Source organism: Citreicella sp. C3M06 (assembly GCF_018860705.1).
GTDB lineage: Bacteria > Pseudomonadota > Alphaproteobacteria > Rhodobacterales > Rhodobacteraceae > Salipiger.
This window is the reverse complement of record NZ_JAHKQA010000091.1, coordinates 23307-36488: the sequence shown is the minus strand read 5'-3', so window position 1 is coordinate 36488 and position 13182 is coordinate 23307. Positions and strand designations below refer to the sequence as shown.

The following is a 13182-nucleotide window of genomic DNA, read 5'->3' as shown; positions in this document are numbered from 1 at the left end:
AATGCGATACGGCCAAAAGCGAGGCGCCCTCATGTCCATTCCTCAATCCGGCGGCGGGCCGATCGAAAGCCAGACACAGCTGGCGGAATATCTCGAAGCGGGCTGCAAGCCCGAGAGCGACTGGCGCATCGGCACCGAGCACGAGAAATTCGGCTATCTCACCGACACCCACGAACCCCTGCCCTATGATGGGCCGCGTTCTATCCGCGCCGTGCTCGAAGGGCTTCAGACCCGCTATGGCTGGGCCCCCGTCGAAGAAGCCGGCCACCTGATCGGCCTGACCAAGGATGGCGCCAATGTCAGCCTCGAGCCGGGCGGCGCGCTGGAACTGTCGGGCGCCCCGCTGGAAACCATCCACCAGACCTGCGACGAGGTGAACGAGCACCTGCGCGAGGTCAAGAGCATCTCGGATGCGATCGGCGTCGGCTTCATCGGCCTTGGCGCCGCGCCCGAATGGCTGCACGATGACGTGCCGCTGATGCCCAAGGGCCGCTACAAGCTGATGGACAGCTACATGGGCCTCGTCGGCACCTCCGGCAAGACCATGATGCGGCGCACCTGCACGGTGCAGGTGAACCTCGATTTCGGCTCCGAGGCCGACATGGTCAAGAAAATGCGCGTGGCGCTGGCATTGCAGCCGGTGGCGACGGCGCTGTTCGCCAATTCGCCGTTCTTCGAGGGCAAGCCGAACGGCATGAAGAGCTATCGCAGCTACGTCTGGCGGCATCTTGATGCGGACCGCACCGGCATGCTGCCCTTCGTCTTCGACGAGGGTTTCGGCTTTGAACATTATGTCGATTACGCGCTCGATGTGCCGATGTATTTCGTCTACCGCGACGGCAAGTATATCGACGCGCTGGGGCAATCCTTTCGGGATTTCATGAAAGGCCGCCTGCCTGCACTGCCCGGCGAGGTGCCGACCCTGTCCGATTGGGCCGACCATCTCACCACGATCTTCCCCGAGGCGCGGCTGAAGAAATTCATCGAAATGCGCGGCGCCGATGGCGGCCCGTGGCGGCGTCTGTGCGCCCTGCCCGCCTTCTGGGTCGGGCTGACCTATGACAGCTCTGCGCTGGATGCGGCCTATGATCTGGTCAAGGGCTGGGATGCGCCGACCCGCGAGGCGCTGCGCGTCGCTGCCGCCGATCAGGCGCTGGACGCGGTGGTCGAGGGCATCTCCATGCAAGATCTTGCCGCGCGCTGCATCGACATCGCCGAAGCCGGCCTGAAGGCCCGCGCCCGTTCCGGCGCAGGCGGCCTGCTGCCGGATGAGACCCATTTCCTCAACGCGCTGAAGGAAAGCATCGATTCCGGCAAGGTGCTCGCCGACGAGATGCTCGACCATTACCACGGCGACTGGAACGGCGATCTTGGCCGGATCTACGCGGCCTACAGCTACTAAGGATCGCAGACCTTTCTGCCGTCCCTATGGCCTGAACCGGATAAAACCGGTTCAGGCTGCGCCGCTGCGGGACACGTTGCGAACGAAATAGTCGTGCACCTCTTCCTTGCGGCGCGCCACCTCTTCCGGGGACGGCTCTGCATGGGCCTGAAGCAGCACGGCATAGGCGTCGAGCGGCCCGGCGGCCCGGCGCGGTTTTGCCTTTCTCGCGGTGCCGGCGCTGCGCGGCGCGCCCCAGGCGTTGGGCTCGGGCTTTGACGGCATCAGCAGAAATCCGAAGATCAGCATCGGCCCGAGCAGCGGAATGATCTGCACCAGCAGCCACCAGCCGGAACGCCCGGTATCGTGCAGGCGGCGCACCATCGCGCTCAGGGTCGGAACGAAAAACACAATCCACAGCAGCGGCGACCAATAGGCCAGAACATGCATCGGTGGCTGGCCGGTCTGAATGAACGCGTCGGCAATGCTGCGGATATCGGCGAGCCCTGCCAGCGTGATCACCCCAAGGACGAGAGAGCTCGGCCACCAGAATTCCGAGCGGTCCGCCCGCGCATTGAAGCGCAAGGCGCTGAAAATATAGGATTCTAACGCTGCGATGGGTCCATACATGCGGGCGTCTCCCGGGTTGTCTGCGGTTTTGAGCGCCGCGGCAGGCCACGATGCAGGGCACGATAGCGAAGAGGCTGCCGCGTCTCAGCGGCGAAATTACGGCATTCGCGGCGTCTTCGACGCATAGATCCGTAGAATGTGACAGAACGCCCCTGTTAGGGGCGCGCGGGCCTGTGATGCCGGGGGGTAAGAAGACCTCGACGCCACACTCTGGGTGGGGGCTTGAAACGGCGTGGCGCCGAGGGAAGCATATCGCAGCTACCCCTTCGTTGTGGCGGCGCTTTCGGGCGGAATTATGATGACGCAGCGGCGATGCAATGACGCGACGCCGAGGGTCAACGCCACGCTGCCAGACCAACAAAACCCGCGCCGAAAGCGGCACGGGCTGGCAGGAATTCCTGATTTGAAAGAACCTCGGCGCTGCGCACTGGGTGGGGGCTGAAAAGGCGCGACGCCGAGGGAAGCATATTGCAGCTACCCCTTCGTTGTGGCGGCGTTTTCGGGCGCAATTATGAAGACGCAGCGGCGATGCAATGACGCAACGCGCGGCTCGAAGCCAGCCCTCCAAACAGACAAAACCCGCGCCGAAAGGCCACGGGGTAACAGGACCGCCTGATTTGAAGATACCTCGACGTCGTGCGCTGAGTGGGGGCTGAAAAACACGCGACGCCGAGGGAAGCTTAGTGCAGCTACATCCTCTTTATCCGGGTGCAATCGGGCACCAGTAGGATCAGATTGCGGCAGCTTTCAGGTCTTCTCCGCCCGGGCTGTCCGCCCGAGGCGGCATTCAGCGCGCCGTACCGCCTGTTCCGGGCGGCGCCTCGTGATCCGCGCGGCAGATCAGGATGTCGAGCCGATTGCCGCCCTCCTCGCGCGCATAGTGTAGCCGTTCGGACAGTTTGCGGATCAGGTACCAGCCAAAGCCGCCCTCAGGCAGGTCCTGCCGCCGGTCGGGCAAGGCAAGGCGACCCGGTGGCAGCCCCCCGTCTGGCATCGCATGGCCATCATCGCGCAAGGTCAGTTCCGCGCAAAGTGCATCTGCATGCAGCGCCAAAGCGATGCACCCGTCGCTGCGCTCTGCGCAGGCATGTTCGACGATATTGTTCAGCGCCTCCGCCAGCACCAGCTCGACCGCCCCGATGGGGGTGTCGCCCCAGCCAAGCGCCGTCAGTTCCATGCGTACAAGCGCCAGCACGGCGCGAACATCCTGCGGTGTACTGCCAAGCTCGGTCTGAAGAACGAGCGGTGCAGCGGGCTCTGGCACGTCTGCCATACGGGTGCGCTTCCTTGCCGGACGGTCAGCGGTCGCCGTCGCTCTTCGCGGCGTCGACGGATTCGTGGATAACAAAGATCGTGTCCATGCGGGTCAGGCGAAACACCTTGTCGACCATCGGATTCAGCGCCGCCAGATCCAGCCGCTGATCCTTTGACAGCGCCTTCATCGCCGCGACGATGGCGCCCAGACCGCTCGAATCGATGAAATCCACCTCGCCAAGATCCAGCACGACGCGGGATGCGTCCGGCGAGACCCTAGAGCGGACGGCATCCTTGAACTGGATGGCAACGGCGGAATCGATCCGCCCTTCGTCGACCCGGATGATTTGCGGGTCACTGTCCTGCGTAATGGTCAGATGCATCTGATCGTCCTGTACTGCTGTCCTTGCACGCAGGGTAGACGCCATTCCTTACCATTCGGTATGCAGTGATCAGAGCCAAGGGAGGATCGGCCATGACCAGGGACATCGTGATCACAGGCGCGGCGCGCACCGCCATGGGCGGCTTTCAGGGAATGTTCGAACCGCTCGGCGCACCCGATCTGGGCGGCGCCGCGATCCGCGCCGCGCTGGCTGACGCGGGCAAGCCACAGGTCGACGAGCTGTTGATGGGCTGCGTCCTGCCCGCGGGTCAGGGCCAGGCACCGGCACGTCAGGCCGGCTTTCGCGCCGGGCTCGGCGAAGAGGTGCCCGCCACGACGCTCAACAAGATGTGCGGCTCGGGGATGAAGGCGACGATGATGGCCTTCGACCAGCTCTCGCTTGGCCACGCCGCCACCATCGTTGCGGGCGGCATGGAAAGCATGACCAACGCCCCCTACCTGCTGCCCAAGATGCGCGGCGGCGCACGCATCGGCCACGGGCAGGTCATTGACCACATGTTCCTCGACGGGCTCGAGGATGCCTATGACACCGGCCGCCTGATGGGCAGCTTTGCCGAAGATTGCGCCGAAGCCTTCCAGTTCACCCGCGAGGCACAGGATCAATACGCCATCGCCTCGCTGGGCAACGCGCTGGAGGCCGAACGCTCGGGCGCCTTCGAGGCCGAGATCACCCCGGTGACGATCCATGCCCGCACCGGCGAAGAGATCCTCACCCGCGACGAACAGCCCGGCCGCGCACGCCCCGAAAAGATCCCGCAGCTCAAACCCGCCTTCCGCAAGGGTGGCACGGTGACGGCGGCGAACAGTTCGTCGATCTCGGACGGCGCGGCGGCGCTGGTGCTGAGCACCGAGGCGGCGGCGCAATCCGCCCCCCGCGCCCGCATCCTTGGCCATGCCAGCCATGCGCAGGCCCCCGGCCTGTTTCCCACCGCACCGATCCCCGCCGCGCAAAAGCTGCTCGACCGCATCGGCTGGAAAAAATCCGATGTCGATCTGTGGGAGGTCAACGAGGCCTTCGCCGTGGTGCCCATGGCCTTCATGCGCGAAATGGGGCTGCCGCGCGATGTGATGAACGTCAACGGCGGCGCCTGCGCGCTGGGGCATCCCATCGGCGCCTCGGGCGCGCGGATCATCGTCACGCTGCTGCACGCCCTGGAAGCACGCGGCCTGAAGCGCGGCATCGCCGCCATCTGCATCGGCGGCGGCGAGGGCACGGCCATCGCCATCGAACGGCTCTGACGCCGCCGCGCCTTCATCTTGCCAGTTAAACTCCCGCCGGAGGCATCCCTGCCCCACAACGCAAAGCGGCGCCCCGAACAGGGCGCCGCCATGGCAATCAGGTCCTCGAACCCGGTCAGTTGGTGATGATCTCGGGGCCCATGAAGGTCGTCGGCAACCATGTCGACAAGATCGGGATGTAGGTTACCATGATCAAGAACACGAAGAGCACCGCAAGGAAGGGCAGCGCCGCGCGCACCACCGCCATCATCGGCATCCCTGCCACGCCAGAGGTCACGAACAGGTTCAGACCGACCGGAGGCGTGATCATGCCGATTTCCATGTTCACCACCATGATGATGCCAAGATGGATCGGGTCGATCCCCAGCTCGATGGCGATGGGAAACACCAGCGGCGCGACGATCACCAACAGGCCCGAGGGTTCCATGAACTGCCCGCCGATCAGCAGGATCACATTGACGATCACAAGGAACATCACCGGCCCCAAGCCCGCCCCCAGCATGGCGCTGGCGATCTGCTGCGGGATCTGCTCATCGGTCAGCACATGCTTGAGGATCAGCGCGTTGGCGATGATGAACATCAGCGTGATCGTCAGCTTGCCGGCCTCGAACAGCGTATCGCGGGTGTCGCGGTGGAAGAACGCCGTGACCAATGCGATTGGCTTGCGCCACAGCGGCAGGTTCGGCGCCCCATTCCGGCCCGCCAGCGGCCCCATGTCGCAATAAACGAAATTGGCGATCACGAAAGCATAGACGGCAGCCACCGCAGCGGCCTCGGTCGGGGTAAAGATGCCGCCATAGATGCCGCCAAGGATGATGACGATCAGCATCAGCCCCCACAGCGCGTCGCGCCCGGAGGTGAACGCCTCGCCCCAGCCCTTCCATTCGCCCTTGGGCAGCTTCTTGATCCGCGCCATGATGTAGATGGTGATCATCAGCATGGTGCCCGCCATCAGGCCCGGAATCACCCCCGCAAGGAACATCCGCCCGACCGACACGTCGGTGGCCGAGGCATAGACCACCATCACGATCGACGGCGGGATCAGAATGCCCAGCGTGCCGGCGTTGGCGATGACCCCGGCGGCGAAATCCTTGGTGTAGCCGACGCTGCGCATCCCGGCGATGACGATCGAGCCGATGGCCACCACGGTCGCGGGCGACGAGCCCGACAGCGCCGCGAAGAGCATGCAGGCGAACACCCCGGCGATGGCCAGACCGCCGTGCATATGGCCCACCAGCGCGATGGAAAAGCGGATGATCCGCTGCGCCACGCCGCCCGTCGACATGAAGCTCGACGCAAGGATGAAGAACGGGATCGCCAGAAGCGTGTAATGCCCCGCCATCGCCTGATAAAAGCTCTGCGCAACCGAGCTGAGCGAGGTGTCGGACAGCAGCAGCAGAAAGACGATCGACGACAGGCCGAGCGACACGGCGATTGGCACGCCGATCAGCATCAGCGCGATGATGATCACGAAAAGAAGAAAGACATCCATCGGATCAGTCCTCGCGGTTCAGGTGGGCGACGTCTTCGACGGCGTCTTCGGCTTCGTGGCTGACGATCAGGCTTTGCTGCGCGCCGGTCCAGATGCGTATCCCGGCCTGAATGAAGCGAAACAGCAGCAGCGCCGCGCCAAAGGGCAGGATGACATAGGGGATGAAACGGGGCAGCTTTTCGTAATGCTCGCCTTCGTTGATCATCGGTTCGATAAAGCGCAGCCACTCGGGCATCCGTATATCCACCACCTCGTACCACGAGCGATAGGACGTGCGGCTCATCTCTTCGAAGCCGGTGGGAAGCCAGCGCCCGGTGGTCTGCGGCAGGTTGGCGAAATTCGCCCAGTAGTCCCACGCACCCTTCATCAGCAGCGCCGCATAGGCGATGCAGCAGATGGCAGCGATCACCGTCATGGCCCGGCGCACGTTCGACGGGACAAGGTTGGTGACAGCATCGACGCCCAGATGCGCCGTGACCTTCACCGCATAGGAAATGCCGAACAGCACCAGCCATGCGAACAGGATGGTCACCGCCTCGAGCCCCCAGATGAAGCCCGTGTTGAAGCCGTAGCGCAGCACGACATTGACGAAAGTGATAAGCGTCATGAGCCCAAGGATGATCGCGATTGCGGTCTCTTCGATCTCGTTGACGATGCGGCCAAGCGCGCTGTGGCCATGGTAATGACTGGACATGCCGTCCCCCATTTCGCGTCCGGGCCCCGGCCCCGGTGCCTTGTCCGGTGTGCTGATATGAAAAAGGGGACGGCAGGACCGTCCCCGTCAGCTTGCCCGGCCCCTGTCCTTGGGGGCCGAGCCGCCGCGCGCGGGCCTTAGCCCTGCACGTCGGCGTTGATTGCCTGCGCCGCGTCGATGTTTTCGCGGCCCACGTCGCCTTCGAACTTCTCCCAGACCGGCTTCATCGCGTCGACCCATGCCTGACGCTGCTCGGGGGTCAGCTCGCGGATCACGCCGCCGGCATCCACGATGGCCTGACGGTTGTCGGCATCGACTTCGGCGATCGCCGCGTTGCGCTCGACGGTGACCTCGTGAACGATGGTCTCGAGCTGGCTGCGCACGTCTTCGGGCAGGCTGTCCCACCAGTCGGCAGAGGTTACGAGCATGTAGTCGAGCACGCCGTGGTTGGTTTCGGTGACGCCGTCCTGCACTTCAAAGAACTTCTGGCCGTAGATGTTCGACCAGGTGTTGTCCTGACCGTCGACGACGCCGGTCTGAAGCGCGCCGTAAACTTCCGAGAACGCCATCGGCTGCGGGCTGGCCCCCAGCTGTTCCATGTTGGCCTTCAGCACATCCGAAGGCTGCACACGGAATTTCAGGCCACGCGCGTCTTCGGGCGAGATCAGCGGCTTGTTGGCCGAGAATTGCGTCATGCCGTTATGCCAGAAATCAAGGCCGAGCAGACCCCGGCGCACCATGGATTCCTTCATCGCCTGGCCGGTTTCCGAGTTCTGGAAGGCATCGACCGCCTCGATGTTCACGAACATGAACGGCAGATCGAAGATGCGGAAGACCTTGGTGAACTGCTCGAATTTCGACAGCGAAGGCGCGGCCATCTGAACGTCGCCGTTCAACATCGCCTCGAGCACCTGATCGTCGTTGTACAGCGTCGAGTTCGGATAGACCTCCATGCAGGCCTTGCCGTTCATCTCGTCGTTGACCCGCTGTTGCAGCAGCGTCGCGGCGATGCCTTTAGGGTGCTTGTCGGTGTTGGTGACATGGCTGAACTTGATGACGATTTCGCCATCATCGCAGCCATTCGCCAGTGCGCCCGTCGCGCCAGAGCTCAGCGCGGCCACAGCCGCAGCGGTCATCAGAAACTTTTTCATCGGTATCCTCCCGGGATGACGTTCCAAGGTCCGGCTCCCCTGCCGACCTTTCGCCCACGACATGACAGCCATGCGCGAAACGCATCAAGAGGTGGTGACGAAAGAGTGAGAATTTCGTGTAAACGGGCGTATTAACAAATATTTAAAGTCCACAATACCGCGACTTTCAGAGCCGACCACAAGGCGGATGTGCGAAATCCCGCACAGGGCGGATCAGGCGTTGTGCGGAAATCCGCACGTTTGCACTGGTGCGACTCACGCCATGCTCAGCGAAAGCTCTCCGGCTTCAGCCCGTATTTCGCCAGCTTGTCGTAAAAGGTCTTGCGCGGCAGCTTCAGCGCTTCGGCGGCGGCGCTGGCCTGCCCGCCGGTGCGGCGCAGCGCATCCGCCAGCAGCGAACGTTCGACCTGCGCCATGCGTTCGGTCAGCCCCAGCCCCTCGCCGCCGGGCTGGTCCTCGGCCAGCCCCAGCACAAAGCGCATCGCCGCCGACATCAGCGCGCGGGCATTGCCGGGCCAGTCTCGGGCGATCAGGCCGGCGATGACCTCGTCACCGATCACCGGCTCGGGCAGCCCCGATTGTTCGGCCGCCTGCGCAACATAATGGCGAAACAGCACCGGGATATCCTCAGGACGTTCGGCGAGCGCCGGAATGCGCAGCGTCATCACTTCAAGCCGGTAGTGCAGATCGGGGGTAAAGCGCCCCTGCTCCACCAACACGGCGGGATCGTCGACCGTGCCCGCAACCAGTCGCGCGCCGCCCTCTTCAAGCAGGTCCAGCAGCGCCAGTTGACTGTCGCTCGGCAGCGCGCCGATCTCGTCGAGAAACAGCGTGCCGCCAGCGCAATCCTGCCACGCGGCGGCCAGCGCATCGCGGCCCAGCCCCGCCGCCGAGCGTTTTTCGAACGGCCCCTTGGCGCGGGCAGAACACAGATGCACCACCTCGGCGACCTTGGGGATGCCCGCCCCCCGCGCACCGCGGATCAGCACATCGGTTCCGGCGCGGGCGGCGGCGCGCACCTGCGCGCGCAGGGTTTCCGACTGCGGCGAGATGCCAAAGATCATCCGCGCGGCGGCATCGCCGGTTTCCAGCTGCGCCTTGAGGCGGCGGTTTTCCAGCACCAGCCGCCGCGTGTGCAGCGCCCGTTCCACGCTGCTGATCAGATCGGATGGCGCGCAGGGCTTTTCGAGGAAATCGAACGCCCCCGCCGACATGGCGCGCACCGCCATTGGAATATCGCCCTCGCCGGTGAGCAAGATCACCGGCAGTTCGGCGTCTTTCTCATGGGCGTAGTCCAGCAGATGAAAGCCATCGCGCCCCGGCATCCGGATATCCGAGACGATGACCCCCTCAAAGCCCGGCCCGATGCGGTCTTTCGCCTCGACAAAGCTGCCAGCGGTGATGGCATCGAATTCGGCCAGCTCCAGCGTCTGGCCCAGCGCCTCGCGCACCGCCGCGTCGTCGTCAACCAGCAGAACCTTGCGGATCATGTCAGCTCCTGTGCTTGTCGCAGTTCGATGGTGAACAGCGCGCCGCCCGCGACGTTCTCGCCGCGCAGCCTGCCACCGAACCCCTCTATGATGCCATGCGAGATCGACAGGCCAAGCCCCATGCCCTCGTCACTGCCGGTTTCCTTGGTGGAATAAAACGGATCAAAGATGCGCGACGGATCGGCGATGCCAGGGCCGGTGTCGCGCACCGTCAGGCGCACAATGCCTGCCGCATCGTCATGCAGGGCGCGGATGGTGATGCGGCGGGTGTCGCTGCCCGCCATCGCCTCAATCGCGTTGCTGAGCAGGTTCACCACCACCTGCCCGAGCCGCACATCCCCGGCCATGACCACGGCGGGGCGGTCCGGGCGCTGCCAGTCGATGGTGACGCCGCCTTCATCGATGCGCCGGGACAGCACCTCGAGCGCGCTTTCCACCGCCGCCGCCAGCCCGACGCGGCGCACCGGTTCGGGTTCGGCCCGGGCAAAGGCGCGCAGGTTCTTGATGATCCGCCCCATGCGCCCGGCCATGTCCGAAATCCGCCCAAGGTTCTCGGCCGCCCGCTCTGGTTTGCCGCGTTCCAGAAAGGCCGCGCCGTTTTCGGCAAAGCTGCGGATCGCCATCAGCGGCTGGTTCAGCTCGTGGCTGATGCCCGCGCTCATCTTGCCCAGCGCCGACAGCTTGCTGGCCTGCACCAGTTCCGCCTGAGCGCGGCGCAGCGCCGCCTCGGCCTCTTGGCGCTCGGCGATTTCACGGCGCAGGGCGCTGTTGCTCTGCTCAAGCGCCATGGTGCGGGCCGAGACCCGATCTTCGAGCTCGGCATTGGCCAGCGCCAGCGTGCGCCGCCGTTCCAGCGCAAGCCACAGCAGCGCCCCGAAGAACAGCACCACCGCCGCCACCACCGCCGCCTGCAACGCCGCCAGCCGCATCGCGGGCAGCACATCGACCAGCAGCGTGCCGGTCATGCCGATCACCGGCAGGGCGATTTCCAGCCGCAGCGCGCGGGTGGGAATGTAAGGGGAAAACCGCTGCACCCAGATTGTGTGCCCGCCGGGGCGGGCCACGCTGACCGCGCGCATTGTGCCATCGGGGGCGCGCATCTGCGTGCCAGTCTTGCGCCAATGCAACAGCTCAGAGCGGTTGGTGGCAAAGATCTCGCCCTCGGCATCGGTAAAGAACACCGCGGGAAGCGAGCCGCGCCACGCCTGTTCCAGCCGCGCCAGATCCACGGCGACGATCAGCACCCCCTGCACCTGCCGGTCGACGCCGAAACTGGGCGCCGCGAACCAGAAGGCGCGGTCGATGCCCGGCGGCCCGTCGCCATGGGCAAGCCCCAGCGCCCCGTCAAGCGCGCGCTGATAGGCCGCGCCGCTCAGCACCCAGTCGGGCAGACCATCGCCCGATTGCGCCAGCACCTTGCCGCGCGCGTCGACATAGACCGCCAGCGCCGCCCCGGACCGGTCGGCGGCGCGCAGCAGCATGGCGTTGGCCTCGCGGCGCGATCCGCCCCAGTGCAGCGCATTCAGCGCCGGGTGATCGGCGCTCAGCACCGCGAATTCGCGGAACCGTTGCAACTGCGTGACCAGACGGTCGGACGCCAGCTCCAGATCCGAGGTGCCGCGTTCCGACACCGGCCCCAGCGCCTGCACATAGGCCGACCGCCAGACCGCCGCCGACAGCAGCGCCGTCGCCAGCAGGGCAAGCGTCAGCAACAGCGCGCGATGGGTCAGCAGGCGGGTCATGGTGCTGACATAGCAATCCGGTGCTTGCGGGGGAAGCGCGTGTTGGGCAGTGTCGTGCCCATGCACAGCTTTGCCCAATCACCCAATGATCCCGGTTTTGTTCAAGACCCCTACCCGTTCTACGACCGCCTGCGCGCGGCGGGGGATCTGGCCTATTGGCCCGATTACGACCTGATCTGCGCCACCTCGCACCGCGCCGTGCACGCGCTGCTGCGCGACCGCCGCTTCGGGCGCGAAATCCCCGCCGAACTGGCAAGGCCGGTGCCCGAGCATCTGCGCCCCTTCTACCGGATCGAGGATCATTCGATGCTGGAACTCGAGGCGCCCCGCCACACCCGCCTGCGCGGGCTGGTGCTGCGCGCCTTTACCAGCCGGCGCATCGCCGCCCTTGGCCCCGAGATCGCGGCGCTGGCGCATCGGCTGATCGACGACATGCCGCAGGGGGATGTCGATCTGCTGACCGCCTTCTGCCAGCCGATCCCGGTGATTGTCATTGCCCGCCTGCTGGGTGTGCCCGATGACATGGCGCCGCAGCTGCTGCGCTGGTCGAACGACATGGTGGCGCTGTATCAGGCCCGCCGCAGCCGCGCCATCGAGGACGCAGCCGCAAGCGCCGCCGCCGAGTTTGCCGCCTTTCTCGAAGATTACATCGCGCAGCGCCGCAATTCGCCGCGCGACGATCTTTTGTCACAGCTCATCGCCGCCGAAGAGGCCGGCGAGCGGCTGAGCACCGACGAGCTGATCGCCACCTGCGTGCTGCTGCTCAACGCCGGGCACGAGGCGACGGTGCACACGCTGGGCAACGGCATCAAGGCCTTGCTGGAAACCGGCACGATGATCACCACCGACACCGCCGCACCGATCACCGAAGAGATCATGCGCTTTGATCCGCCGCTGCATCTGTTCACCCGTTACGCCTATGAAGACGCCGACCTGTACGGCCATGTCTTTCGGCGCGGCGACAAGGTGGCGCTGATGCTTGGGGCGGCGGGGCGCGACCCGCAGGTCTACGCCGAGCCGCACAGGTTCGATCCCACCCGCGAGGCCCGCCCCCATCTTGCCTTTGGCGGCGGGGCGCATTTCTGCGTCGGGGCGCCGCTGGCGCGGCTTGAACTGGTCACCGCGCTGCCGATCCTGTTTGACCGCCTGCCCGGGCTGGAACTGGCAGAACCGCCGCGCTACGCCGATCTGTATCACTTCCACGGGCTGGAGCGGCTGATGGTGCGCCGCTAGATCGGCAGCGCGGTGGTGTTCTTGATCTCTTCCATCGACAACAGCGCGGTGACGCCCTGCACCTTCACCTCGGCGATCAGCGCCTGATAGAACACGTCATAAGCCCGCGCGTTGGGCACCCGCACCTTGAGGATATAGTCTATGTCTCCCGCCAGCCGATGCGCTTCCATTACTTCGGGGCGCGAGCGCACGGCGTGCAAAAAGCGGTTCTGCCAGTCGGTTTCATGCTCGGAGGTGCGGATCAGCACAAAGAAACACGCCTCGAAGCCGAGCTTTTCGGCATCGGCCACCACCACCTGCGGCCCGATGATCCCGGCCTCGCGCATTTTGCGCACGCGATTCCACACCGGGGTCTTTGAGGCCCCCACCACACGGGCGATTTCATCGAGCGAGCGGCCCGCATCCTTCTGAAGCTCGCGAAGGATTTTCCGATCGGTGGCATCCAGCTGCACGAGTTTTCCTTTCACAGCGCC

The 13182-nt window shown here is 65.2% G+C and carries 12 protein-coding genes; 3 read left to right on the top strand and 9 right to left on the bottom strand.

Features of this window, described 5'->3' with window-relative positions; all coding sequences use genetic code 11:
• Positions 1-31 precede the first annotated feature (31 nt).
• Positions 32-1402, top strand: a complete 1371-nt coding sequence (locus KO516_RS21010; protein ID WP_216005744.1) for a glutamate--cysteine ligase — start codon at positions 32-34, stop codon at positions 1400-1402.
• Between the two features lie 51 nt (positions 1403-1453).
• Here the strand turns inward: KO516_RS21010 and KO516_RS21005 are convergent, their stop codons facing one another.
• From KO516_RS21005 to KO516_RS20995, 3 genes are all read right to left on the bottom strand, one after another.
• Positions 1454-2011, bottom strand: coding sequence for a DUF805 domain-containing protein (locus KO516_RS21005; protein ID WP_216005743.1), 558 nt, complete (start codon positions 2009-2011; stop codon positions 1454-1456).
• Between the two features lie 787 nt (positions 2012-2798).
• Positions 2799-3284, bottom strand: a complete 486-nt coding sequence (locus tag KO516_RS21000) for an ATP-binding protein (protein WP_216005742.1) — start codon at positions 3282-3284, stop codon at positions 2799-2801.
• A 25-nt stretch (positions 3285-3309) separates the two neighbouring features.
• On the bottom strand, positions 3310-3648 hold the full coding sequence (locus tag KO516_RS20995) for an STAS domain-containing protein (RefSeq protein ID WP_216005741.1): 339 nt from the start codon (positions 3646-3648) through the stop codon (positions 3310-3312).
• A 92-nt stretch (positions 3649-3740) separates the two neighbouring features.
• On the opposite strand from KO516_RS20995, the gene KO516_RS20990 reads away from it, so the two are divergent.
• A complete protein-coding gene (locus KO516_RS20990; RefSeq protein ID WP_216005740.1) occupies positions 3741-4907 on the top strand; it encodes an acetyl-CoA C-acyltransferase in 1167 nt (388 codons plus the stop codon).
• A 115-nt stretch (positions 4908-5022) separates the two neighbouring features.
• Here KO516_RS20990 and KO516_RS20985 read toward each other — a convergent pair whose 3' ends face one another.
• From KO516_RS20985 to KO516_RS20965, 5 genes are all read right to left on the bottom strand, one after another.
• A complete protein-coding gene (locus KO516_RS20985) occupies positions 5023-6399 on the bottom strand; it encodes a TRAP transporter large permease (protein WP_216005739.1) in 1377 nt (458 codons plus the stop codon).
• Between the two features lie 4 nt (positions 6400-6403).
• Positions 6404-7093: a TRAP transporter small permease gene (locus tag KO516_RS20980; RefSeq protein ID WP_216005738.1), complete on the bottom strand. Its 690-nt coding sequence runs from the start codon at positions 7091-7093 to the stop codon at positions 6404-6406.
• A gap of 137 nt (positions 7094-7230) precedes the next feature.
• Positions 7231-8244 carry a TRAP transporter substrate-binding protein gene (locus KO516_RS20975; RefSeq protein ID WP_216005737.1) on the bottom strand — a complete coding sequence of 338 codons (1014 nt, stop codon included), beginning with the start codon at positions 8242-8244 and terminating at the stop codon, positions 7231-7233.
• Between the two features lie 266 nt (positions 8245-8510).
• Positions 8511-9734, bottom strand: a complete 1224-nt coding sequence (locus tag KO516_RS20970; protein ID WP_216005736.1) for a sigma-54 dependent transcriptional regulator — start codon at positions 9732-9734, stop codon at positions 8511-8513.
• Positions 9731-11476, bottom strand: coding sequence for an ATP-binding protein (locus KO516_RS20965; RefSeq protein WP_216005735.1), 1746 nt, complete (start codon positions 11474-11476; stop codon positions 9731-9733). Before KO516_RS20965 ends, KO516_RS20970 begins: the two co-directional genes overlap by 4 nt.
• Positions 11477-11536: 60 nt before the next feature.
• Here KO516_RS20965 and KO516_RS20960 point away from each other — a divergent pair, with 60 nt between their 5' ends.
• The gene (locus KO516_RS20960) at positions 11537-12709 is read left to right on the top strand and encodes a cytochrome P450 (protein WP_216005818.1); all 1173 of its coding nucleotides are present in this window, start codon (positions 11537-11539) and stop codon (positions 12707-12709) included.
• Here KO516_RS20960 and KO516_RS20955 read toward each other — a convergent pair.
• Positions 12706-13161: an Lrp/AsnC family transcriptional regulator gene (locus tag KO516_RS20955; RefSeq protein ID WP_216005734.1), complete on the bottom strand. Its 456-nt coding sequence runs from the start codon at positions 13159-13161 to the stop codon at positions 12706-12708. The genes KO516_RS20960 and KO516_RS20955 overlap by 4 nt on opposite strands.
• Positions 13162-13182: the final 21 nt, after the last annotated feature.